Here is a 25235-nt window from a genome sequence, read left to right on the forward strand (position 1 = left end):
ATTAGGCCTTATCGATTAATACGACTGTAGTCGGCTGCAAACCAGATGCAACTGGCGCTTCAAGAATGCGAGGATTTGTGCCACCAGCTTTTCGAATCATTTTTACAGCTTTTTCTACTTCTGCTTGAGCAGATTTACCTTTTAATGCTATTAATTTCCCGTGCTTATTCAATAGAGGAATAGTCCATCCAGCTAATTTCGTCATAGGAGCTACGGCTCTGCATGTTACTACATCAAACGCTGGAATTTCATGTGACTTAATTTTGTCAATAACTTCATCTGATCTGCCGTGAAATATAGTAACATTTTTTAATTTCATAAGAGCAACGCACTCACACAACCAATCAACACGACGCTCCATAGGTTCAATCAAAGTAACGTCATAATCAGGTAAGCACGCAGCTAAAACTAGACCAGGAAAACCTCCGCCACTACCTACATCTGCAACTCTTTTATTTTTCCTACCAACTACTGCTTCTTTAATAAAAGGAACAACTGCTGCAGAATTTAATATATGCCTTTCCCAAAGAATATTCATATCTCTAGGACCGATAAGACCTCTTACTAATCCTTCTTGCTGAAGTTTCACGTGAAACAGCTTGCACTTTTCTAATGCTTCACCTAAAACTTCACTTAACAATGGGGATCCTTCTAATTCGTCCGCTACTTTTTGTGCATCTTCCTCATATTTTTTATCTAAACTAGCTTCCATATTTTCCCCAAAACAAATAAAAGAAATATAATAAAAAATAAATAAAAAGTAACACAACAAAACATTTTTTGTTTCATTGTGTTACTTTTCATTTTATTTCTCTTTTCCTTTGAAAAGAAACAATTAAATAAAAATTAATTATTCTTCAGAATATTCGCCGTCTACATCGTCAATTTCGTCAATATTTTCATCTTCAGAAGCAACTGAAGGCATGTAAACAGTTACATAGCGGTGTGGTTCTTCACCATGTGAACGGGAACGCAAACCTTCGTCACGTACAGTATCATGAACAACTTTGCGTTCAAAAGAATTCATTGGCTTCAAATTCACAGGTTCACCAGTTTCACGCACCTCATCAACAGCATCTAACGCAATATCGCGCAAATGCTGGCGCTTACGCTTTAAGAATCCATCTACATCAACTATAAGATGCGAACGATCACCGGTTTTTTGCTGAACAGCAAGACGGCTCAATTGCTGCAAGGCATCGACAACCTCACCATTGCGACCAATTAAATTCTTAATATCAGTGTCATCATCTGCAACAATCTGAATCATTGGGCGATTATTGCGCACACCCATCTCAATATCACCCTCATAATCAGCAATATCGAGTAAGCCTTCTAAATAATCTGCGGCAATATCAGCTTCTTCATTGAGTTGATCAACCGTCCTCTTCTCATCTTGTACCATTAATTACTCCTTATCGTGAGAAAATTCACGTTTTAAAAATTTCTGAAGTCTAGTTTAGCGGATAATAAAGCCAAGTTACTAACTTATTTTAAAGTCATAAAAATGACTTTATATATCCGCAAAATGTATCTAAATATTAGCGCTTTGCCACCTTACGCTTACGTTGCGGCTGCTTGCGTTGGAATCCCTCAATCTCTCTACGCTCAGCTTCTTCACGAGCTTTTTGAAGATTCTCTTCTTCAATAGAAGGCAAACCTTCGCGCTCGCGCCGAGCAGTTTCTTTTTGATAATCACGCTTTTCTTTTTCTTCAGCTGCAGGAGATCCAGGAGTTGGGAATGCATAAACCTGCCAAATTGAACGCAGCATATTTATAACATTGTTTACTAACCAGTAAACCAACATTGCAAACGGCATAGCAAACGCAGAGAAAACGTAAATCAACGGGAATCCCCACATCATGAGCTTTTGTACAGTATATTGGCTACCCTGCTTAGACTCAGGCGGAAGATTCTTACGAATATTATTGAATTGCATGTACCACATTGCAGCACACATAAGTACAACAAATATAACTATAACAATTTTACCTGCGCCAGCAGTTGTCATAAAAGTATCTGCAACACCAACCCCAAATACGCGAGTTTTAACGAATTGCTGTGCTGTTGCAATATCAAAGGCACCAAGAGCTGCATGCTTACCACGAGCAATAAAAGGAATAACGGAGAGCGTATACCAAATACTCATAAATGCAGGACCCTGAATCATCATAGGCAAGCACGAACCAGCAGGATTAGCTTTGTTATCTTGATAAAGCTTCATCATTTCACGCTGCATAGCTTCTTTACTTGCAGGGTCATTTTTACCTTTATATTTCTGCTGTATTTTCTTAACCTTAGGCGCAATAGCTTGCATTTTGCGCATGCCTTTAATGCTTTTAATAAATGCAGGGAAAATGCACGCATGCACAACTAATACCAAGAATACGATGGAAAAAACCCATGAAAAGCCAATTTCATTCATTCCAAGAAGAGTTAATAACTTGTGGAATAATGACATAATTTGAGTCATAAGCCACTCAACTGGCGTCAAGATTTTATAAAACCATCCCAAGAATCCATTATCAAGTATGAAGTTATCTTGATTAAACATTAGTTTTCCTTGTCTTCTTCAGCCAAGGGAGTTAGCCGTGGCTCTTCATGTGCCTTAGACCAAGCACATCTGTAAAAAATTGAATATTTGCGTGGCACATCATCAATACTGCAGCTTGTCCAAGGTCTACAGCGTAGAAGGCGTAATAATGCAAGAATACCACCTCTGAACGTGCCATATCTAGCAATTGCTTCAATAGCATAACGCGAACACGTAGGATAGTATCTACAGCAAGCTGGTCTATTTGCAGAAATCGTGCGCTGATACCATCTAATTGCACTAATTACAAACTTAGAGCTTAAACTTTTTTTACTACGCATAACAATAACCACCATTTACTCAAAATAATATATTTCAATTATCCTTGATTCTGATTATTCTCATGCATTTTGCAATTTTGTGTAGAACATAAATCTGCACTAATTTTGCCAAAAAGCTTTTGTATCTGGCATTGTAATGAATCAAATGAAGATTGAGCTGCAGAAGGTTTTGCTCTTAGCACCACATCACAACCTGCAGGTAATAAAGATTCATAATTTTTTGCGATTACTCGTAGACGTCTTTTTACCTTATTGCGAACTACAGCTTTCCCCACTGATTTAGATACAGCAAGACCTAGCCTCTTTACATGTTCAAATTTTTGATCATGTAAGAAGGTACCAGAAAATGCCGCGGGAGTATCACTTTCAAAACCCGTGGCAATATAATCTAAACTTGCACTTCTATCTTCGTTAAGTGTGCTCTGCACGGCTATATCGTCACGCATAATGTAATGCGCGACGATATCCCGGGAACTCACCTTGCGCCGTTTTTTTAGCACCGCAACAAAATCACGGTGGCTTTTCAGCCTTTCCATGCCTTACGACGCTACCTTAACTCAGGCAGACAGTGACTTGCGGCCCTTGGCACGACGACGATTGATTACTGCGCGACCTGCACGCGTACGCATGCGAACGCGGAAGCCGTGCTTCATGTGACGACGACGATTATTCGGCTGAAATGTCCTCTTCATAACTAATGCTCCTGTATTCAGCCATGCAAAAGCATGGCCCCGTATGAGTCAAGCTATACCAAAATACTATTACCCCTCACCAATGTTCAAAACTCCACATTTTCTTATTAAAGAATCAACATAGTCAAATATAAATAAAAATGATTTATTCACATTTCTATCATAATTTATTATACACGCAGAATCGTTGAAAAATAGCCAAATCTCAGCTTTAAACTTATCCACAAATTACACACATGTTATTCACAATTAAACAATTTCAACACGCTAGACTGTGGATAACTTCGTAGGGTCAGAGTAAACATATCTTACTGATACTTATTACACACGTGCGCTCGTAAACAGAATCAGCATTATTACATGCGCTAAATGCAAGTTTGGGGGTGAAATGGCTGATACATTAGGCGATCCTACATCGCAAGCTGCTTTGGTATGGTCTAATACGCTTACTGTTTTACAGCATAATGCCCTTTTAACTGCGCGCGATAAAGGTTGGTTTGAAGGTGTTAAACCAGAAGCAATCTTTGGTACAACCATTGTTTTGTGTGTATCTAATGCTGAAACGCAACAAGCTTTGCAAAATGAATTAAATTCTCCTCTACTTACAGCATTAAAGATTTGCACTGGTAAAGATATGTTTCCTGCTTTTAGGATTGTTCCTCAATCTGAATATCAGGAAAAAACTGCACAAAGTCCTTCAAATTCTTTATCTCATCAAGCACAGAACAATACGATTTTAAATAAAGCAGTAACTGATAATACAGTTTTACCTGTTGATAATATTTCAGTTTCAGCATCTAATGATTTGCCATCAGTTACAGCTAATGATGTATCTCCTGTACAACCAGATTTTGATCATGCAACTGGAATATCTACTCTTCAACAAACTGATATTTCTACTGAACAGGCTGCACAGCAAAAAATGCCTGTCTCTGTTCAACGCGATGCAATTACACATTTAAATACGTGCGCAACTTTTGATACTTTTGTGCCTGGCGATTCAAATCGTTTTGCAAGAACTGTAGCTTTGGCAGTCGCAGAGGGTTCCGGCAGAGATTTTAATCCTTTATGTATTTATGGTGGCTCCGGTCTTGGCAAAACTCACTTGCTTAATGCAATTGGCAATTATGCTTTAGTAAAAGATTCTTCACTTAAAGTTCGTTATGTAACAAGTGAGGAATTCACTAATGAATTTATTGAAGCTCTTCAAACACCAAATCAAAGTCAAGGTCAAATTGCTGATTTTAATAGGCGATATCGTGAAGTAGATGTTCTTCTTATTGACGATATTCAGTTCCTTGGTGGAAAAGAAGCAACACTTGAACAATTCTTCCATACTTTTAATTCTTTATATCAAGCAAATAAGCGAATAGTTATAGCTTCAGATGTTGCGCCAAAAAATCTGAAGGGATTTGAAGCACGCTTAATTTCCAGATTTGAATCAGGTCTTACGGTTGATATTAAACCGCCAGATTTGGAAACGCGTATTGCAATTCTGAGAATGATGGCATCAATGAATCACTGTAATGTTCCAAGTGACGTACTTGATTTAATTGCTGAACGTTTTACGGAAAATATTCGTGAACTTGAAGGTGCATTGACACGCGTTACTGCTGTAGCATCTTTAAGTAATCAGCCTGTTAGTAAAGCTTTAGCTGAACAAGCATTACAAGATTTCTTTGCTACAGATATTGAAGTAAGACCAACTGACATCATTAGTCAAGTAGCTCAGTATTTCCACATGACTTTTGATGAACTTGTTGGTCGTCAGCGCACAAAGAATGTTGCACTCGCTCGTCAAATTGCAATGTATCTTGCAAGAGAAATGACAAGCATGAGTTTGGTTGATATTGGCGAAGTTTTTGGCGGTAGGGATCATACTACAGTTATGCATGCTTATACTCGAGTAAGTGGCGAGATGCAAGAAAAGCAAGAAATTTATAACTACGTCATGGAATTAACTGTTCGTTTAAAACAAAATCCTGTTGAGCGTAGAAAGTAAACTTATTTTCCACATATTTATGAAGAAATGTTTAAAAGTTTATAAAAAGTTATCCACATACTTAATAACAAATGTGGGTAAAAGCTGAGCATAACTCGTGGAAAACGCCGCTTAAAAATGTTATTAAGTTGTTTATAAGGCATTTAAAAATGTGGAAACTTTAAAAAATAGAAAAAGCTGTGGATAAGTTGCCTACTTATCCACATTGTTGTTCTTGCGTTATCCACATCTTTTAATTGTTAATAAGTCTTTTAAAAAGCGATTTTTAACCACTTTTCCACATATACACAGTCTTTATTACTGCTTTTATTTATTACTTACTTAATAAGAAAAATAACAATTGCAAAAGCAATGTAATCATTTAAAAATATTTTTTTATAGGCAACATCATACTGTAGAATAAATGCAGACTTTACAGAAAAGAGGAAGCATGAAAGTAGAAGTCAACTCTGCATCATTTGCTGATGCTGTAGCTTGGACTACACGCGTAATTGACGCACGCCCTGCAAACCCTATTCTTGCAGGCTTAAAGATTGAAGCAGCAAATGGCACATTGCAACTTTCTGCATTCAACTATCAAATTTCTAGCTGCCATCACATTGAAGCTGGTGTTGACGAAGAGGGAAGCATACTTATTCTAGGCAAATTGATGGCAGATATTACTAAGTCTCTTCCTGCAGAAAAAACTTATCTAAAATCTGAAAATAATACTTTGACTATTACTTCCGGAAAATCAACATTTACTCTGCAACTTATGCCTCTTGGAGAATATCCTGATTTGCCTAAATTGCCTAATAAATTAGGTCAGGTTGATGCACCAACATTTATTCAAGCTGTAAACCAAGCATCTGTTTCTACATCTAGAGAAGAAAATAGACCGGTCTTAACTGGAATTAGGATCCAATTTGAAGATGACACCGTTACTATGACTTCTACTGATAGATTCCGTCTATCTAGATCTACTTTTAAGTGGACACCAGAACATAATGACATTCATTCGACCACTCTTACTCGTGGGTCATTACTAAGAGATATTGCTCATTCTCTTGACGATCATCAAAATGTTATTATTCATTTTAACGAGGAAGATAAGTCACTTTTAGGTTTTGAAAATTCCGGTCGTACAAGTACTTCACAAATAATTGATGGAGAATTCCCTTCTGTAGATCGACTATTCGTAGATGAATATCCTATTCACGCAATTATTAATAAACAATTATTGATAAATGCAATTAAGCGAGTATCTTTAGTCGCCGAAAGAAATGCTCCTATTCGAATGATTTTTTCAAATCAGGAGTTAACTTTGAGTGCTGGTACTGCTGACGAATCACAAGCAAAAGAAGTACTTGATATCGATATGGATGGAGAAGACATAACTGTTGCCTTTAATCCAAACTATTTACTTGAAGGTTTAGGAGCTATTCCAGAGCCATTCGTTCATATGAAAATGGCAACAGCTGTAAAACCTGTTGAATTTAATGGTCAGCAGGAATCAGATGGTGATGAATCAACAGATTATCGCTATTTGCTTGTTCCTATGCGTTTTAATAATTAATATTGTTGCGATATTGCATTGTATTTTAGATTATTTTTTGATGTACAATGTAATATCGCATTTTTCTTTTAAAACTATTAAGAAAGGGTAATTAAGCAATGTATATTTCGCGAATTGCCCTTGATACATTTCGTTCTTGGAACCATATAATTTGTGATTTTAAACCTGGAATAAATGTTATATATGGCAATAATGGTTTAGGGAAAACCAATATTGTAGAAGCATTAGAAGTTACTGGTACTGGAATAAGTCACAGAACATCTTCAACATTGCCTCTTATTAAAAAGGGCTATGAAAAATCAATAATAAGAATAAATACAATTAATAACGAAATAAATTATAAAAAAGATGAAACAAATACTGATTTAAATAATATTTCATCTTTAGAAAGTAATTTAGATAAAACAACTTATGAAATAGACCTTTACTTAAAAGGTTCTAATAGAGCACATATAAATTCTGGTAAAGCATTATATGTTAAAGACATTATTGGATTATTGCCAATAGTTTCTTTTACTCCAAGAGACCAATTTCTTATAATTGGTGATCCTAATGTTAGGCGTACTTTTATCGATCAAGCTGGATCTTTGTTAGTACCAAATTATGTGCAACTATTGCAAGAATTTAAACATATTTCTAAACAGCGTGCTGCACTGTTAAAAAATATTAGAGATTATTCATACAAAAATCAGACAGTTTCATTATCCGGATTAGAAATTTGGACTGGTAAATTTATTGAAAGTGGTATTAACTTAACAAAAGCACGACAAGAAACTGTGCAAATTATTAATAAATATTTCAAAAATATAATTAAATCTTTTACTAATGAAGAGAATACGGGAATAATATATGTTCCTTCTTTTGAAGAAGTATTATTTGAAAAAAATAGTGAGGAAAATGTTGAAAATAAAAACGAGCTTTTTTCTAAAATAAGTGAGCATTTTCAACGTATTTATGAGGGAGAACTAGCTAGAGGATGCAATCTTATTGGCCCTCATCGTGATGATATTGACTTTGTTATTAATAATATTTCTGCTAAAGATTTTGCTTCGAATGGTGAATCTTGGACAATTGCAATAGCTTCAAAAATGGCATTATGCAAGGCCTTAGAAGAAAAAAATAATAATAAACCTATTGTTATTCTCGATGATGTATTTGCACAACTTGATGAAAATAGGCGCATAAGAATATTAAATTTTGCACTTAATCAAGGTCAAGTTTTTATTACTACTTCTTCTCTTAGCGACATTCCTAATAAAGAATATATTAAAAAAACAAATCTTATAAATATTGGAGAACTATTAGAAAAAAATAATGAAATTAATAATTTCAGTGAAGAGCATAATAATATTTTGCTTGATGTAATAGAACAAAGAAAAAATAAGCAGGAGGAAAAATAATGATTCCTGTTAATATTCTTTTAAAAATTGATACTCGAAAATTACCTGCAATTATTTTTGATCCTATTAATAAAAAAGCTGAACGCGAAAATAATCGTGAAAAAATTGCAGAACAAGCTTGGGAAAATTTTGGAAAACCTGGTAGAGATCCTAAATCATTCTGTGGTATTTTAAAAAATTTTGCTTCTACAAGTAACTGGAATAGTCAACTTTCTATAGCAAAATTACGTTCTTCTTGGCATAAAGTAGTAGGGGAAAGTATTGCAAAACATTGTGAAATAAGTCAAGTTGTAAATGGTGTGCTTATTGTTCGTGCTCAATCAACAGTTTGGGCAACTCAACTTTCTTATTTAATTCCACAATTAAAAGAAAAAATTAATAATAACCTTGAAAATATTGAAATAAAAGAAATTAAAGTTATTGGTCCAACAACGAGTGGATTAGGATTTTTAAGAAATAAATTTTAATAATAGTATTATATTTTTTTAAAAATAGTAAAAATGCCTCTTTCTGAAGAGAGGTCATAGTATGTGTGTAGAATGTCATGTATTATGGCTAAAACGCTAGAATCCCCTTTTATGTGCTTTCTAGCATGTGTTGGCTCTATAAATGCCTTTTGATATGAGGCAATTTGTGAAGGGACCTAAAGTGGCAAACACGGAAGATAATTCGATGGATAATGCCGTCGAAGAGCATAAACTTGATGATGCTCAACTCGATGATTCACTTGCTCCTGAACATTATGATGCGAGTGACCTTCGCGTTCTAGAAGGATTAGAGGCAGTTCGTATTAGACCAGGTATGTATATTGGTTCTACTGGTCCTCGTGGATTGCATCATTTGGTTTATGAGATTGTTGATAATTCTGTTGATGAAGCTTTGGCAGGATATGCTTCGCATATTGAAGTAACAATTTTGCCTGATAATGCTATTCGTGTTGTCGACGATGGTCGAGGTATCCCAGTAGATGAAGTGCCAGGCGAAGGTGTTTCTGGTGTTGAAACAGTTATGACTAAGCTTCACGCTGGCGGTAAGTTTGGTGGCGGCGGTTATGCTGTTTCTGGTGGTTTACACGGTGTAGGTATTTCTGTTGTTAATGCACTTTCTACTCGTGTAGAAATTGAGGTTCGTCGTCAAGGATTCCACTGGACTCAAACTTATGTTGATCAGCATCCAACTGCTCCTTTGGCAAAAGGTGAGCCAATGGCAGAAGGAGAATCTACTGGAACTTCTGTGACTTTCTGGCCAGACGGAACAATTTTTGAAACAACAGTTTATGATTTTGAAACCTTGCGTTCTCGCTTCCAACAGATGGCTTTCTTAAATAAGGGTTTGAAGATTTCTTTAACTGATTTACGTAAGCCAGATGAAGCTGGAGATGAAGTTGCAGGTGATTCTGAATCTTCTAGTGAAGAAAAGCATAGAAGTGTAAGCTACCAGTATGAGCATGGTATTAAAGACTATGTTGATTACTTAGTTAAATCTCGAAAAGCTGTTCCAGTAGAGCCAGATGTTATTGACTTTGAGGCTGAAGATCTTGAAATTGGTATTTCTGCGGAAATTGCTATGCAATGGACTGTTGCTTATTCTGAAGCAGTTCACACTTTTGCTAATACTATTTCAACTACTGAAGGCGGTACTCACGAAGAAGGATTCCGTGCAGCGCTTACTACTTTAGTTAATCGTTATGCTCGCGAAAAGAATATTTTAAAAGAGAAAGATACTAATCTTTCTGGTGATGACGTTCGCGAAGGCTTAACAGCAGTTGTTTCAGTAAAGCTTACAACTCCACAGTTTGAAGGTCAGACTAAAACAAAGCTTGGAAATTCTGAAGCTAAGACTTTTGTACAAAGAGTTATGACTGAAAAGCTTGGAGATTGGTTTGATGCTCATCCAAATGAAGCAAAAAATATTATTCAAAAAGCTATAGAAGCTTCTCGTGCTCGACTTGCTGCTAAAAAAGCTCGCGAAAATACTCGTCGCAAGTCTATTTTTGAAACTGCTGGAATGCCAGATAAGTTGAAGGATTGCCAGTCAAGTAATCCTGAGGAATGTGAATTATTCATAGTCGAGGGTGATTCTGCAGGTGGCTCAGCAATTCAAGGTCGCGATCCTATTACGCAAGCAATTTTGCCTTTGCGCGGTAAGATTTTGAATACTGAACGCGCTTCAATTGACAGAATGATGAAGTCTGAAACTATTGAATCCTTAATTACTGCTGTTGGTGGTGGTTATGGAGAAGACTTCGATTTAAGCAAGGTTCGATATCACAAAGTCATTATTATGGCTGATGCTGATGTCGACGGCGCTCATATTGCTACTTTGAATTTGACACTATTCTTCCGCTATATGCGTCCTATGATTACTGCAGGATACGTTTATGTTGCTATGCCACCTTTGTACCGTTTGAAGTGGAGCAAGGGAGCACATGACTTTGTTTATACGGATGCTGAGCGAGACAGAGTTTTGGCAGAAGGTAAAGCTGCTGGTCGTCAACTTCCTAAAGGTGAAGGTATTCAGCGATACAAGGGCTTGGGTGAGATGAGTTATCAGGAGTTGTGGGAAACAACAATGGATCCTGAACATCGTATTTTGAAGCAAATTCATATTGAAGATGCTGCTCGAGCTGATGAAACATTCTCTATGCTTATGGGCGATGAAGTAGAGCCTCGTAGACTCTTTATTCAAAGAAATGCTCATGATGCAAGGTTTATTGACGCTTAAAAGTATTAATTTATTCGAAAAGATAAAAAGAAAAAACTTTAATTTTTATAAGATTAAGAAGGAATTGAAGTGGTAGACGAAATAAATTCCGCTCGTGATGATGCTGAGCGAGATCAGCTTCCAGATGGTTCTATGGAACCACAGAGCCCTCAGGAAGCAGATAATACTGATTATGGCTTAATGAAGGGTGCTCGCGTAAAGAACATGGATTTGCAGCAGGAAATGCGCGAATCTTATTTAGCTTACGCATTATCTGTTATTGTTGAGCGTGCTTTACCAGATGTTCGTGATGGTTTAAAGCCTGTTCACCGTCGTGTTATTTATGCAATGTATGATGGAGGATACAGGCCTGATCGCGGATATAACAAGTGTTCTCGCGTTGTCGGTGATGTTATGGGTAAGTATCACCCTCATGGTGATTCTGCTATCTATGACACTTTAGTGCGTATGGCTCAGTCTTGGTCAATGCGCTATATGCTTGTTGATGGTCAAGGAAACTTTGGTTCTCCTGGTGATGATCCTGCAGCAGCAATGCGTTATACGGAATGCCGTATGGCACCGTTGGCTATGGAAATGGTACGAGATATCGATAAAGATACCGTTGATTTCCTGCCAAATTATGATGGTAAAACTCAAGAGCCTACGGTTTTGCCAGCTCGTTTCCCGAATCTTTTAGTTAATGGTTCTGCTGGTATTGCTGTTGGTATGGCAACCAATATTCCACCTCATAATATGCGTGAAGTGGCTGATGGTGTGCACTGGGCGTTGGATCATCCTGATGCAAGCAAGGAAGAACTTCTTGAAGCTTTAATTCAGCGAATTAAAGGACCTGATTTCCCTACTGGAGCAACAATCTTAGGTCATAAGGGAATTGAGCAAGCCTATCGTACAGGTCGTGGCTTAATTACGATGCGAGCAGTAGTTAATACTGAGGAAATTAAGGGACGTATGTGCTTGGTTGTTACCGAGCTTCCATACCAAGTTAATCCTGATCGCTTAGCTGCTTCTATTCGTGAAGCTGTACGAGATGGCAAAATTCAAGGTATTGCAGATATGCGCGACGAAACGTCTGGCCGTACTGGTCAGCGTTTGGTTCTTGTTCTTAAGCGCGATGCTGTTCCAAAAGTTGTTTTAAATAACTTGTATAAGCATTCGCAATTGCAGCAAACTTTCGGCGCAAATATGCTTGCTTTGGTTGATGGTGTTCCTAGAACTTTGAGCTTGGATGCGTTTATTCGTCATTGGGTAACCCATCAGCTTGAAGTAATTGATAGGCGTACACGTTACTTAAAGCGTGAAGCTGAAGAGCGAGATCATATTTTGCAAGGCTATTTGAAAGCTTTGGATATGATTGATGAAGTTGTGGCTTTAATTCGTTCATCTAAAGATGTTGAAACTGCTCGTACTGGTTTAATGAATTTGCTTGATGTTGATGAAGTTCAAGCGGATGCCATTCTTGCAATGCAACTTCGTAGACTTGCAGCTTTGGAACGTCAGAAGATTCTCGACGAGCATGAAGATTTGATGATTAAAATTGCTGATTACAACGATATTTTGGCAAGCCCAGAACGTCAGCGCAAAATTGTTGGCGATGAACTGGATGAAATTGTTGCAAAATATGGTGATGATCGCAGAACTAAGATTCTTCCATTCTCTGGTGAAATGAATGTTGAAGATCTTATTGCTGAAGAAAACGTTGTTGTAACAGTAACTCGCGCAGGTTATATTAAGCGTACTAAGGCAGACGAGTATCGTGCTCAACACCGCGGTGGTAAAGGTATTAAGGGTGCAAAGCTTCGTGAAGATGATGTAGTTGATCACTTCTTCTTAACTTCTACACACAATTGGTTGCTCTTCTTTACTAATCGTGGTCGAGTTTATCGTCTGAAAGCCTACGAACTTCCAGAAGGATCTCGCGATTCTAAAGGTCAGCATGTTGCTAATTTGTTGCAATTTGCTCCTGGAGAAACAATTCAAGCAGTGTTATCAATTCCAAATTATGATGTCGCTAAATACTTGGTATTGGCAACTCGTTCTGGAAAAGTTAAGAAAACTGCATTGCAAGAGTATGATTCTCCACGTCAAGGCGGTTTGATTGCTGTACGTTTGATGGCAAATGAAGAAACAGGTGAACCTGTTGATGAGCTTATTGGTGCAGCTTTGTGTAATTCAGAAGACGACATTATTCTTGTTTCTAAGCTTGGAATGAGTTTGAAGTTTAGAGCAGATGATGAACAACTTCGACCAATGGGTCGTCAGACTGCCGGCGTTCAGGGTATGAGATTCCGTGAAGGTGACGAATTACTTGATATGGACGTTGTTGCAGCAGAAACTAGTAAAGATCTTCTTGTTGTTACTAATGAAGGTTTTGCTAAGCGAACTGCTATTGAAGAGTATCGTTTGCAAGGAAGAAACGGCTACGGTGTTAAAGCTGTTCAACTTGCAGAGGGTCGTGGTTCATTAGTTGGAGCTTTGATTGTTGAAGAAACAGATCAAGTAATGGCAATTATGAAGTCCGGTAAGGTAATTCGTTCTGACGTTAACGAAGTGAAGCGTACTGGTAGAACAACTCAAGGCGTAACCTTAGCTAAGCCGGATAAAGGCGATGAAATTATTTCTATTGCCCGTAATGAAGAAACGGATGACGAAGAAAATCAATTAGAAGAAAAAGAAGCTACTTCAGAAAATGAGGAAGCTTAAGAAACTTCTTATACGGAATAATATTAATAATATTATTTCTTAAAAATTTGAGAGTACTAATAAAAACTGTTCTAGTCTGTTTTTATTGGTACTCTCATTGGTATAATGGCACTGATTATAAGCAAATTAATAAGAGAAGGAACACTGAGATGAGCGAAAATTTTGAGCCATCGCAAAATCCGATGAATATGAATGAGGAATCTGCAAGATTTTTGTCTAATGACACAGAATTATCTGCAGAAAAAATGGTTCCTTCTAAGGAAGCTAATTATTCAAGTGAAGAAAATAATTTTGATGAAGTATCTGGTAATTCTTCTTTAGGAAATATTGTTAAAAATTCATCATCTTCTGGACGTGTTAGTGGTAGTTCCAATACGTATCGTCGTACAATTGGTGGCGTTGCTTCATCTATTTCCAATAAAACAAACGCAACAAAATCAGGACGTGTTCCGCGTGCTCGTCGTATGAGTCTTTCTTTAGTAAGAGTAGATGCATGGTCTGTAGCAAAAGTAACATTCCTTCTAAGTGTTGCAGGAGGAATTATTCAAGTTATTGCTGCAGGTTTAGTGTGGTTGTTCTTGAATATGATTGGTGTATTTGATCAAGTAACGCAGATTGTTTCTTCTACTGGTTTGGATAGTAACGGTTTTAATCTTGCAGATGTGTTCTCACTTCCAACAGTATTAAGTGCTGTAACTATTTTTTCAATTGTAGAAATAATTATAATAACCGTATTATCTGCAATAATTGCCCTTCTATATAACGTTGTTGGTTCATTAGTTGGAGGAATTCACATTACTTTAGGTGACGACTGATAGTGTGAATAATTTAGTTTTGGATAATAAAATTCCCACTGTTTACTACGAAGCAGTGGGAATTTTTTATAAGAAAAATAAGAAATTAGCGTTTTACTAGTTCGTCACGAATATCTTGTAACAGTTGAATAGTTTTTTCTTCGCGCTCTTTTCTTTTTTCTTCTTCAGTTTTTTCATGTTCAATTTGCAACAAATCTGCACCAATTTCACGTAATTTATTAATAGGTAAAACAATGCAGAAATAAACTGCTGTAGCAACAATAAGGAAATTCAATAATGCTCCAATTACTGCGCCAAAAGAAATTGTTGCACCATTCATACTAATAGTTAGAACGCCATTAAGTTCTGGCTTTCCGAAAATCATTGCGATAAGAGGATTAATAATATAATTAACTATCGTTGTTACTACTGCAGTTACTGCACTACCCATAACAACACCGACAGCCATATCGATTACGCTGCCTCGTAAAATAAATTTTTTAAATCCTTTTATCATTAGTATTTTCTTCCCTTTATACATTATTGAATATTAGATTGTGAGTTAGAATCTAGTACTTGTTCTTCGTAAGTAGATTTGTCATCATTTCTGTTGTCAATATATAAATTATGTCGCTGGAACGAGCGCAAAATTGTAACAGAAAGTAGTGGATATATAATTGCTGCAGCTAATACATCCGTAGGGAAATGAGCAGCGACAATAATACGTGAAACAGCAACTATAACAACAAGAATTGCGCTAAAAAGTAATCCAAATTGAACTGACGATGGTTTATTAATGTAAAGAATTAACATTGCCATAACGCAAACTGCTACAGCTGCTGAAGTATGACCACTTGGGAAACTTGGATCAGGTGGTAATTTAATATTCAAACCAATGTACGGACGCGGACGATTTACAGCAAATTTAACTGCAAAAATGTAAATCATAGGAAGAAGCGAAATTAAAAGTTGAATTATTGTCATCTTCCAATTTTTATTTATAAATAATGAAAGCGCTGCTAATAAAACAAGTATTGCTATGCAACCCTTAGTTGAAAAAACTAAAGCTAATATTTTTGAAATACTGAGAATTACAGAGGGAACACTCTTGTGGAACCAGGAGACTATGGATGATTCATAAGTGCGCTCTTTACTCGTAACTAGTAGTGCTTTTCCTAAGCACGGAATAACAACTGCGAGTAATAGTGTAAAAATAGTAGCGGAATTTCTAGTGAAAACCGATAATCCGCTGTGATTACTGTTATTTTTCTGCATCATACTTGTTAAGATTACACGCACAATGATGTAAATGCACGTTGGAGAGTACGAAATAATATGTATAAAAAAGAAAATATATTAGAAGAAAAGCGTGTGGTAGTTGAACACCGTACCCGGTGACGAGTACTATGATGAACAGATAGAAAGGGTTTACCATGAGCGTGTTTGACCGATTTGAGAAGAGCGTGGAAGGTGCAATGAACGGCGTCTTCGCAAAATTCGGCTCCAAAGATTTGCAGCCAGTCGATTTTTCGAGTGCTTTGGAACGTGAAATTGACGCTGAAGCCATGCCTATTGGCAGAGATCACACAGTTGCTCCAAATGAGTATCGTTTTAAGCTGAGTACGCCTGATTTTGATCATATTGAACAATGGGGCAGTGAGGCATTAGCTAATGAGCTTGCAGATAATCTTACTCAATATGCTAAGAGTCAGCATTATGCTTTCGTAGGACCTGTAGTTGTTATTTTTGAAGAGGATTTGGAATTAACTAAAGGTAATTTCCATTTGACATCTGAATCTGTTCAGGGTAATGCTGTTCCTGTTACCACAGACGATCAGCAACAGAATCATCCTATGCTTGAAATTAATGGTAACCAGTACCTGCTTACAAAGGATCGTACTATTTTAGGACGTGGGTCTGGTTGCGATATTGTAATAGATGATCCAGGTATTTCTCGTCATCATCTTGGTATTGATATAACTCCTGACGGTGTTATTGCTCGTGATCTTGGATCTACTAATGGTACATATGTAGAAGGTCATCAGGTTCCTGCAGCAACATTGGTTGATGGCAACACTATTACTATTGGTCGTACGCGTATTCTTTATTGGGCATCGTCTCAAGACCAGGAGTAGTAAGTATTTCCGAGCTAGGAGACGATAACGCGCATGATGTTCACTGAATTAACGTTTGCAATACTTAAGTATGGCTTTCTAGTCTTACTCTGGATTTTTGTATGGTGCGCTATCCGTTCGCTTCGCTGCGATATTGAAGTATTTAGTCCTAAAAAATCTCGTTTTTGGAAGAAAAGTTCTCGTCGTAATTCTCGTGAAGCAAAGTTTTCACAAGTTATGCAAGTGCGTGAGACGCCAGTATTTACCAAAGCAGAAAATCAAGAAAATACATCCGGTTCTCCAACTTTGTTAGTTGTTATTGATGGACCTTTGGCAGGATCTTCATTCCCATTGAACGCTGCTGGTGTGACTCTTGGTCGTGCTGCTTCTAATACGGTCGTCTTAAACGATGAATTTGTATCTTCACACCATGCTCGTGTTTATTTTAATCAATCAGTTAATTCTTGGGTTCTTGAAGATTTAGGCAGCACAAATGGAACCATGATTGGTCATAATCGTGTTACTGAGCCTGTTATATTAGCTCCGCGTACTTCTGTGCGAATCGGCGCAACAATGTTTGAATTGAGGTAACAAATGAAACAAATCAATTCAAATAACGAAGAAGAAATTCAGACCGCAGTTACTGGGCAAATAGAAAAAATATCATCTATAACAGATAAAAATGATATTAAAGAAAATCGCGCAAATTCTGTAGAAAAAATACTTTTTATGTATGCTACGGCTGTCAGTGATGTTGGAACTGTTCGTAGTAATAATCAAGATTCTGCATTTGCTGGTGAACATTTAGCTGCAATTTGCGACGGAATGGGTGGTCATGCTGGAGGAGATACAGCTTCTACTATAGCGATTCGTTCTCTTGCACATATTGAACAAGATTCAAGACCGCATGATGTTAAGACTGTTTCTTCAATGATGGAAACATCGATTATGGCTGCTCATGATGCGATTGTTGGTAAAGCTAAGCGTGAGCGCCGTCTTGCTGGAATGGGAACGACAGTGACTGCAGTAACTCTTGTAAGAGGATACTGGGTTCTGGCTCATTTAGGTGATTCTAGAGCGTATCTACTAAGAGATAATCATCTTATGCGCATGACTACTGATCATAGTTATGTTCAGCATTTGATTGATACAGGTCATATTACGCCTGAAGAAGCGCGAAATCATCCTCAACGAAATGTTGTTATGCGAGTATTAGGTGATTTTGATATAGATCCTCGTCCTGATATTGCTTTGCGTTCAGCTCATCCTTCTGACCGTTGGCTTCTTTGCTCTGATGGATTGTGTGGAGTTCTTGAAGATTCAACTATTCAAGATGTGATGAGTAGTATTTCTAATCAAGAAGAATGCGCTCAAAAATTAGTATCTATGGCACTTCGTGCTGGTAGTACAGATAATGTTACAGCCGTTATTGCAGATGCAACGCTTGCACTTGATGCTGATGCATTTGATCTTCCGCATCAAACTCCACTTATTGGAGGAGCTGCAAGTAAGGATCTCGAGTCAATTGCAGATATCGTAAATAAAGCAGTAGCTTCAGCACCGGCATTGCGCGAAGATAAGAATTCACCAGCTCAACGAGCAGCCGCGCTAGCTCAAGATGATGATAATTCTAAAAATCCAGATGAAGGAACAATATCTATTACAAGAATTGTGCAACCTTCACACATTCGTGAAGAAGTTGGAGAATTACATACACCTGACACTAATGAGATTCCTATAGTCAAAAAAAAGAATGGTAAAGTTTCAACGGATCCTCATGATCCAGATGTTGCTCGTGCTGTTAAACATGAGCAGGATGAGGCACATCGTGCTCATTCATTGAGGCGCAGGTGGACTCGCATAGGCATATCTTTGGGAATATTGTTAGTATTATTTGTTATTTCTGGAGTAGGCTACGGAGTATATGCGTGGACTCAAACGCAATATTATATTGGAAAAGACAGTAACAAAGTTGTTATCTACCAAGGAGTGCCAACAAATATTTTCGGTATTGCATTATCTCATGAAGTGGAATCTACTGACATCCCTGTTAATAAACTAGATAGATCTTGGCAGGATCAATTAAAAGAAGGCATTAGTTTTGGCAGCTTAGTTGAGGCTCGTGGTCATGCTTCGTTAATTCGTCGAGAAATGCGTGCACGAGAACAAGAAAAACTTAATGAACAGAATCAAAAGAAATTAGAAAATAAAATAAATAAAAATAAAGATAATGCGAAGCAGGGGGGTAAAACCTCATGAATATGATTGCTACGCGTATCAGACAGATAGCATTGTTGCTTTTTGCAACGTTGCTTTCTGGCATGGCATTTTTACAGATGTTTTTCCGTATTGACGGTTATATTTCTGCTAATTATGCAGCAATGTTGATTCTCGTTATGGCACTGTTTTTCGTATTTTGGGGTGTTCTTCTTGTTAAACAGCCATATGCAAGTCAAGCTATTTTACCTTGTATTATGCTTTTAACTGCAATTGGAACAGTTCTTATAGCTAGAATTGATAGGCAAAATAATACAAATGTTGCAATAAAACAAATGGTGTGGATTTGTGCGGCACTGGTATTATCAATTATTTTCGTTATTCTTTTGAATGATTATCGCATTTTAAGGCGTTTTTCTTATGTGAATATGGTCATAGGCTTGATTCTTTTGCTTTCACCTATGGTTCCTGGATTAGGTAAAGAAATTGGTGGAGCAAGAATTTGGATAGGTTTTGGTGATCACACAGTGCAGCCAGGAGAGTTTGCTAAGCTTTTCCTGTCGTTCTTCTTTGCAGCGTATCTGTTTAATCATCGTGATCGACTTGCTGTAGGTGGAAATAAAGTTTTGGGAATTCACCTTCCTCGCTTACAAGACATGGGACCTATTGCTTTAGTATGGGCCGCATCAATGGGCGTGCTCGTTATTCAGCATGATCTTGGAACGTCATTGATGTTCTTCGCAATGTTTGTGTCAATGTTGTATGTTGCAACAGGTCGCAGAGGGTGGATTGCTGTTGGAGGTATTGCTTTTGTAGCTGGATGCTTGATGGCAGTAAAGTTATTCGCACATGTGCAATATCGTGTGGATTCGTGGCTTCATCCATTTGATAATGCGGTCTATAATCGTTTCCCTGGTGGCTCAGCGCAAATTGTATCTGGATTGTTTGGTTTGGCTGCTGGAGGAACAACCGGAACAGGTTTAGGACAAGGTCATCCTTCTATAACACCGCTAGCTAATTCTGATTTTATTTATGCTTCTGTTGGTGAAGAGCTTGGTCTTACTGGGCTTCTAGCCGTATTGGTTTTGTATTTAATTATTATTGCATCTGGAATGATTACTGCAATGAAAATTAAAGATGGCTTTGGAAAATTATTAGCTTCAGGGCTTGTTTTTACTATGGCTTTCCAAGTGTTTACTGTTGTTGGTGGAATTACTTTGGTTATTCCATTAACCGGTTTAACTTTGCCGTATATGGCAGCTGGAGGCTCTTCTTTAGTGGCAAATTATTTGCTTGCATCTTTGCTTATTGTTATTTCTCACGCTGCAAATAAACCTGAATCTGCTCCTGTTTCAGATACTTTCCAATACGCTGCCTTAGCAGCGTTGCGCGAGCGTGAATTGCGAGAGCGAGCTAATACGAATACAAATAATAGCGAATATAACAATACAGATTATGAAAATAATATAGATGCTTCTGCTGTTATTTCCTCTTCAGAGAGAGGTGATAACAATGAATAAAAGTCTTAGAGAACTTTTTACTGCAGTATTGGTACTTTTTGTAATACTTGGTATTTCAAGTACAATTATTACTTCTATTAAAGCGAATGCTCTAAATTCTGATCCTCGAAATCGCAGAGCTTTATACCATGAGTTTGGTGCTCCACGTGGAGCAATACTTACATCAGATGGCACAGTTATAGCGAAATCTGAACCATCTAAAGATGCTTTTGTGTATCAACGTCAGTATTCTAACGGATTAGTATATGCTCCAGTTACTGGATATTTTTCTATTAGCCAGCGTGCAGATAGAGGAATTGAAGCTTCTCGCAATAGCTTATTAAGTGGAGAATCAGACGCTCTGTTCTGGCAAAAATTCCGTTCATTATTTACTGGAGCAACTAATCGCGGAGCTTCTATAGAGACGTCAATTGATTCACGCTTGCAAAATCTTGCTTACAATCTTCTTAAAGGCAAAGACGCAGCTTTAGTTGCAATTGAGCCAAAAACCGGAAGAATTCGCGCCATGGTAAGCACTCCAAGTTATGATCCGAATGATCTTGCTCTTCACAATATTAATGAAGTAAATAAATCGTATGAGAGAATAACATCAGATGTGTCAAATCCTATGCTGAATCGTGCTGTTTCTGAGCTTTATGCTCCTGGCTCTACGTTCAAAACTGTTGTTGCAGCAGCAGCATTAGAATCTGGAAAATACAAGCCTGATACGAAAATACCTGCTGGTGCGAGCTATGTTTTGCCTGGAACCAAGACGTCTCTTACAAATGTCACTTACCAAGCGAATGGCGTTGATGGAAAAATATCTTTTGAGGATGCTTTAGCATATTCGTCTAATACTGCTTTTGCTCAATTGGGTAATTCTTTAGGATCTGACGTAATTGTAAAGCAAGCAAGAAAGTTTGGATTCTTCGATTCGCTGTCTATTGATGGTTCTGATTCTACTGGATTCCCAATGCGATCCGTGAAATCTACTTTTTCTATTAAGCCAACTCCAGATAGACTAGCTCTGGAATCAATAGGTCAAGGTGATGCTAAGGTTACACCTTTGCAAAATGCTATGATTGCGGCAGCTATTGCAAATAATGGAACATTGATGAAGCCTACTCTTGTTGATTGTGTAAGATCTAGTGATTTGTCAGTATTGTCACAAACTAGACCAACCGTTATGAACCAAGTAATGAGTAGTGACAGTGCATCTAAATTAACTTCTATGATGCAGGCTGTTGTTACAAAAGAAAATCCTAATCTTGCTTTACCTAATATTCATGTTGCTGCTAAAACAGGTACTGCACAGATTGGAATGTATAATCAAGCTGCTAATGGTTGGGTTATTGGATTTGCTCCTGCTGAAAATCCTAGAATAGCTATAGCAGTTATAGTACATAACACAAGTACATTTGGTAGTTACGCGGCAGGACCTATTATGCGACAAGTGATGGAGGAGGCGCTTAAACAATGAAACTCGTTGAAGGACAGTTAGTTCATCATCGTTATAGACTTGATCGCCGCCTTGCTCAAGGCGGTATGGGAGAAGTTTGGAAAGGCTTTGATATTCAACTTGGGCGAATTGTTGCCATTAAGGCGTTACGTACAGATACCGTAAACGTTGAAGCAAAATTACGTCGTCTTCGTGCTGAAGCGCATAATTCTGCCAATTTAGCGCATCCTAATATTGCAGCATTATTTGACTATTATGAGCACGATGGTATTGGATTCTTAATTATGGAATATGTGCCAAGTAAATCATTGGCAGATTTGTATCATAAAGAAAAAATAATTGATCCTACTAAGTTACTTCCTATTCTTATTCAAACAGCTCGAGGGCTTTTTGTAGCTCATTCTCATGGTGTAATTCATCGCGATGTAAAACCTGCAAATATTATGGTTTCTGATACTGGCAATGTGAAAATCACAGATTTTGGCGTGTCATATTCCAGCGACCAAGAACAAATCACTCAAGATGGCATGGTAGTTGGAACAGCTCAATATATTTCTCCAGAACAAGCGCAAGGTGAGCAAGCTACTGCACAATCTGATATTTATTCGTTAGGTGTTGTGGCATATGAAGGCTTGTGTGGACATCGTCCATTTACTGGAGCAACGCCGGTAGATATTGCTGCTGCACATGTTAATGATCCTGTGCCACCTTTGCCAGAAAATGTTGATTTGCAATTGCAACAGTTTATTATGTCTATGCTTGCAAAGAATCCAAAAGATCGTCCAAAAGATGCATTAGTCGTGTCGAAAGTATTATCTCGTATTGAGCGCAGACTGCTAGATCAAGAAACAGCCTTCAACAATACAACAGGAGTACTTTCTACAAATTTGCGACAACGAAGATGTATTAAAAGTATGCCGCAAAACCAAGTAAATATTATTAATATTTTTAATACCAATGATCGCAAGGAGCAGCAATGAATACCACAATGCCCACCTCATTAGCGAATGGTCGATACGAATTAGGGGAGCTTATTGGCCGTGGCGGCATGGCAGAAGTGCGTGTTGCTGTTGATAAGCGCTTAGGTCGTACAGTTGCTGTGAAAATTATGCGTTCCGATTTAGCGAACGATGAGATTTTCCTTTCGCGATTCCGCAGGGAAGCGCATGCCATTGCGCAGATGAACAATCCTAATATTGTGAATATTTATGATTCTGGAGAAGAATCTGTTATAGCAGAAAATGGCTTAGAAGAGCGTTTACCGTATCTTGTAATGGAATACATTAAAGGTAAAACATTACGCGATATTCTAAAAATGAATGGAGCTTTAAGTCAGAGAGACGCTGAACAAGTTATGCTTGGCGTGCTCAATGCTTTAGAGTATTCGCACAGAATGGGTATTATTCACCGCGATATTAAGCCTGGAAATATTATGATTTCTGAACAAGGCTTAGTAAAAGTCATGGATTTTGGAATAGCTAGAGCTCTTGATGATTCTGCAACAACTATGACACAGTCTCAAGGTGTTGTTGGAACAGCACAATATTTGTCTCCAGAGCAGGCTCGTGGTGAACAAGTAGATATGCGCTCTGATTTGTATTCTGCAGGGTGTGTGCTGTATGAAATGCTAACTGGACGTCCTCCTTTTATTGGAGATTCAGCTGTTGCCATCGCATATCAGCATGTTTCGGAAGTGGCGACACCTCTTAGCACACTTGTTCCAGGCATGCCTGCTATGTGGGACAAGATTTGTGCTAAAGCAATGGCAAAAGATAGACAAAATAGATATGCCACAGCATCAGAGTTTAAGAATGACATTCTAGCGTTTATGAACGGTGGAGTGCCTGTTGCAGCAGCGTTTAATCCATTGACTGATTTAGCTAATATGAAGGCGCGTAAGCAGGCTGAACAGAATGCTGCAACTATGGCTATGGGCATGACAGATGGTGCTGCAACTCAATCGTTTAATCCTATTACTGGTCAAGTTGAATCTGCAAATATTGCATTTTCTCCTAGCACGCGCGCGTCACAAAGAGCAACAATGCAAGCGCAACGTCGTAAACGAGTAGTAATCGGATCTATAGTTGGAGTATTAGTAACAGTATTAGTTCTTCTGGGTGTGCTGTTTATGCTCAACCGAAGTCGTGCTACTGGAGATGTTGTAGTTCCAACATTTATGGAGACAACAACGCAGGATGCTGCTCGTGAAAAGTTGCGTGCACTTGGTTTGGTTCCAGATATTCGTGAAGATGATCATTCTTCTCAACCTGAGGGAACTTTTACTAAGCAATCACCGCGTGGAGGTGAGCATGTTGCTTCTGGATCCAAGGTGACTGTATGGTTCTCGGTTGGACCACAATCAACTCGCGTGCCAGATGTAAGTGGTAAAACGCAAGAAGCTGCTCGTAAAATGCTTGAGCGTGCTGGGTTTAAGATTGCTAATGTTCGAGTAGAAGATAGTGCAGATATTAAGAAAGATCATGTAACTCGCACAGATCCTGACGCAGATTCGTTTGCTGATAAGGGTACATTAATTACTTTATATATTGCATCCGGCTTAACTAAAATTCCTGACGGTCTTGTTGGTCAAAGCAAAGACATTGTGGTTAGCCAATTAGAGAATTTTGGTTTTACTACGGATGTAGTTAAGGAAGATTCAGATAATGTGCCTGAAGGTTCTGTAACTCGACTAAATCCGTCGTCTGGTTCCTCTGTTAAACCACACAGCTCTATTACTGTGTACGTTTCTCAAGGTGCTTCGAAAGTTGAAGTTCCTAGTATAGATCTTGGTACTGTTACCTTCAAACAGGCGAAGAAAATACTTGAAGCAAAAGGTTTGAGAGTAGTATCTGATTCAATGGCAAAAGATGACGATATAGTCATGAGCATGTCTGAGGAAGCAGGAAGCAAGGTTGAGAAGGGCAAAGCGATTACATTAGTTACACGTCCAAGCCTTGGTTCTTCGTCTGATTCAGACTGATTTAGATTTGTGTTAGATTAAGTCTGTAAAAATAATGTATATGCTGCTTGTTCTACAAGAAAAGTAGAGCAAGCAGCATTTTTGTATCTCTAATGTTTGTATCTCTAATAAAATCCATATATTACTTATAAAAATTGATGCGTGAAAATAGATCTGCAAAAATAGACTTATATTAGGTTGCAAAGTATGTGATAAAACGAAAAAATAGCTGTTTAAGATATGTT

Annotated in this window: 22 protein-coding genes; 14 read left to right on the top strand and 8 right to left on the bottom strand. The window is 37.7% G+C overall.

Features of this window, described 5'->3' with window-relative positions:
- Position 1: 1 nt before the first annotated feature.
- From rsmG to rpmH, 6 genes are all read right to left on the bottom strand, one after another.
- Positions 2–712, bottom strand: coding sequence for a 16S rRNA (guanine(527)-N(7))-methyltransferase RsmG (gene rsmG, locus HXT29_RS05440; protein ID WP_004119703.1), 711 nt, complete (start codon positions 710–712; stop codon positions 2–4).
- Positions 713–850: 138 nt separating this feature from the next.
- Positions 851–1405 (bottom strand): protein jag, encoded by a 555-nt coding sequence (locus HXT29_RS05445; protein WP_004106048.1) that lies wholly within the window; start codon positions 1403–1405, stop codon positions 851–853.
- A 136-nt stretch (positions 1406–1541) separates the two neighbouring features.
- Complete coding sequence (gene yidC, locus HXT29_RS05450; protein ID WP_004106059.1) at positions 1542–2555, bottom strand: membrane protein insertase YidC; 1014 nt, start codon at positions 2553–2555, stop codon at positions 1542–1544.
- Positions 2555–2875 (bottom strand): membrane protein insertion efficiency factor YidD, encoded by a 321-nt coding sequence (yidD, locus tag HXT29_RS05455; RefSeq protein WP_004119706.1) that lies wholly within the window; start codon positions 2873–2875, stop codon positions 2555–2557. The genes yidC and yidD overlap by 1 nt, the downstream gene beginning before the upstream one ends.
- Positions 2876–2913: 38 nt before the next feature.
- The gene (gene rnpA / locus HXT29_RS05460) at positions 2914–3411 is read right to left on the bottom strand and encodes a ribonuclease P protein component (RefSeq protein WP_004119708.1); all 498 of its coding nucleotides are present in this window, start codon (positions 3409–3411) and stop codon (positions 2914–2916) included.
- A 21-nt stretch (positions 3412–3432) separates the two neighbouring features.
- On the bottom strand, positions 3433–3567 hold the full coding sequence (rpmH, locus tag HXT29_RS05465) for a 50S ribosomal protein L34 (protein ID WP_004106067.1): 135 nt from the start codon (positions 3565–3567) through the stop codon (positions 3433–3435).
- Positions 3568–3955: 388 nt separating this feature from the next.
- Here rpmH and dnaA point away from each other — a divergent pair, with 388 nt between their 5' ends.
- The 7 genes from dnaA to HXT29_RS05500 all read left to right on the top strand — a co-directional run bounded on the left by dnaA (position 3956) and on the right by HXT29_RS05500 (position 14763).
- A complete protein-coding gene (gene dnaA / locus HXT29_RS05470; protein ID WP_004106068.1) occupies positions 3956–5569 on the top strand; it encodes a chromosomal replication initiator protein DnaA in 1614 nt (537 codons plus the stop codon).
- A gap of 430 nt (positions 5570–5999) precedes the next feature.
- A complete protein-coding gene (gene dnaN, locus HXT29_RS05475) occupies positions 6000–7124 on the top strand; it encodes a DNA polymerase III subunit beta (protein WP_004106071.1) in 1125 nt (374 codons plus the stop codon).
- A 98-nt stretch (positions 7125–7222) separates the two neighbouring features.
- Positions 7223–8524, top strand: coding sequence for a DNA replication/repair protein RecF (gene recF, locus HXT29_RS05480; protein ID WP_004119711.1), 1302 nt, complete (start codon positions 7223–7225; stop codon positions 8522–8524).
- Entirely contained in the window at positions 8524–8991 is a 468-nt protein-coding gene (locus HXT29_RS05485) for a DUF721 domain-containing protein (RefSeq protein WP_004106074.1), read from the top strand. Before recF ends, HXT29_RS05485 begins: the two co-directional genes overlap by 1 nt.
- A 181-nt stretch (positions 8992–9172) precedes the next feature.
- Positions 9173–11248 (top strand): DNA topoisomerase (ATP-hydrolyzing) subunit B, encoded by a 2076-nt coding sequence (gene gyrB, locus HXT29_RS05490; protein ID WP_004106076.1) that lies wholly within the window; start codon positions 9173–9175, stop codon positions 11246–11248.
- 69 nt (positions 11249–11317) lie between these two features.
- On the top strand, positions 11318–13948 hold the full coding sequence (gene gyrA, locus HXT29_RS05495; protein ID WP_004106095.1) for a DNA gyrase subunit A: 2631 nt from the start codon (positions 11318–11320) through the stop codon (positions 13946–13948).
- A gap of 245 nt (positions 13949–14193) precedes the next feature.
- A complete protein-coding gene (locus tag HXT29_RS05500) occupies positions 14194–14763 on the top strand; it encodes a DUF3566 domain-containing protein (protein ID WP_407645754.1) in 570 nt (189 codons plus the stop codon).
- An 85-nt stretch (positions 14764–14848) separates the two neighbouring features.
- Here the strand turns inward: HXT29_RS05500 and mscL are convergent, their stop codons facing one another.
- Entirely contained in the window at positions 14849–15259 is a 411-nt protein-coding gene (mscL, locus tag HXT29_RS05505; protein WP_174143496.1) for a large conductance mechanosensitive channel protein MscL, read from the bottom strand.
- Positions 15260–15282: 23 nt separating this feature from the next.
- Positions 15283–16020 (bottom strand): phosphatase PAP2 family protein, encoded by a 738-nt coding sequence (locus HXT29_RS05510; RefSeq protein WP_004106098.1) that lies wholly within the window; start codon positions 16018–16020, stop codon positions 15283–15285.
- Positions 16021–16175: 155 nt separating this feature from the next.
- Here HXT29_RS05510 and HXT29_RS05515 point away from each other — a divergent pair, with 155 nt between their 5' ends.
- From HXT29_RS05515 to pknB, 7 genes are read left to right on the top strand one after another with little or no spacing between them, the layout of a single operon-like run.
- The gene (locus HXT29_RS05515; RefSeq protein WP_004119721.1) at positions 16176–16877 is read left to right on the top strand and encodes an FhaA domain-containing protein; all 702 of its coding nucleotides are present in this window, start codon (positions 16176–16178) and stop codon (positions 16875–16877) included.
- A 33-nt stretch (positions 16878–16910) separates the two neighbouring features.
- Positions 16911–17447, top strand: a complete 537-nt coding sequence (locus HXT29_RS05520) for an FHA domain-containing protein FhaB/FipA (RefSeq protein ID WP_004119723.1) — start codon at positions 16911–16913, stop codon at positions 17445–17447.
- A gap of 3 nt (positions 17448–17450) precedes the next feature.
- Complete coding sequence (locus tag HXT29_RS05525; protein WP_101885817.1) at positions 17451–19115, top strand: PP2C family protein-serine/threonine phosphatase; 1665 nt, start codon at positions 17451–17453, stop codon at positions 19113–19115.
- Positions 19112–20593, top strand: coding sequence for an FtsW/RodA/SpoVE family cell cycle protein (locus HXT29_RS05530; protein ID WP_004106107.1), 1482 nt, complete (start codon positions 19112–19114; stop codon positions 20591–20593). The genes HXT29_RS05525 and HXT29_RS05530 overlap by 4 nt, the downstream gene beginning before the upstream one ends.
- The gene (locus tag HXT29_RS05535; RefSeq protein WP_004106109.1) at positions 20586–22052 is read left to right on the top strand and encodes a peptidoglycan D,D-transpeptidase FtsI family protein; all 1467 of its coding nucleotides are present in this window, start codon (positions 20586–20588) and stop codon (positions 22050–22052) included. The genes HXT29_RS05530 and HXT29_RS05535 overlap by 8 nt, the downstream gene beginning before the upstream one ends.
- On the top strand, positions 22049–23011 hold the full coding sequence (locus HXT29_RS05540) for a serine/threonine-protein kinase (RefSeq protein WP_004109538.1): 963 nt from the start codon (positions 22049–22051) through the stop codon (positions 23009–23011). The genes HXT29_RS05535 and HXT29_RS05540 overlap by 4 nt, the downstream gene beginning before the upstream one ends.
- Positions 23008–25011, top strand: a complete 2004-nt coding sequence (gene pknB / locus HXT29_RS05545; RefSeq protein WP_004106112.1) for a Stk1 family PASTA domain-containing Ser/Thr kinase — start codon at positions 23008–23010, stop codon at positions 25009–25011. The genes HXT29_RS05540 and pknB overlap by 4 nt, the downstream gene beginning before the upstream one ends.
- The last annotated feature ends 224 nt before the right edge of the window (positions 25012–25235 follow it).

Source organism: Gardnerella sp. DNF00550 (assembly GCF_049262685.1).
Lineage (GTDB): Bacteria > Actinomycetota > Actinomycetes > Actinomycetales > Bifidobacteriaceae > Bifidobacterium > Bifidobacterium leopoldii.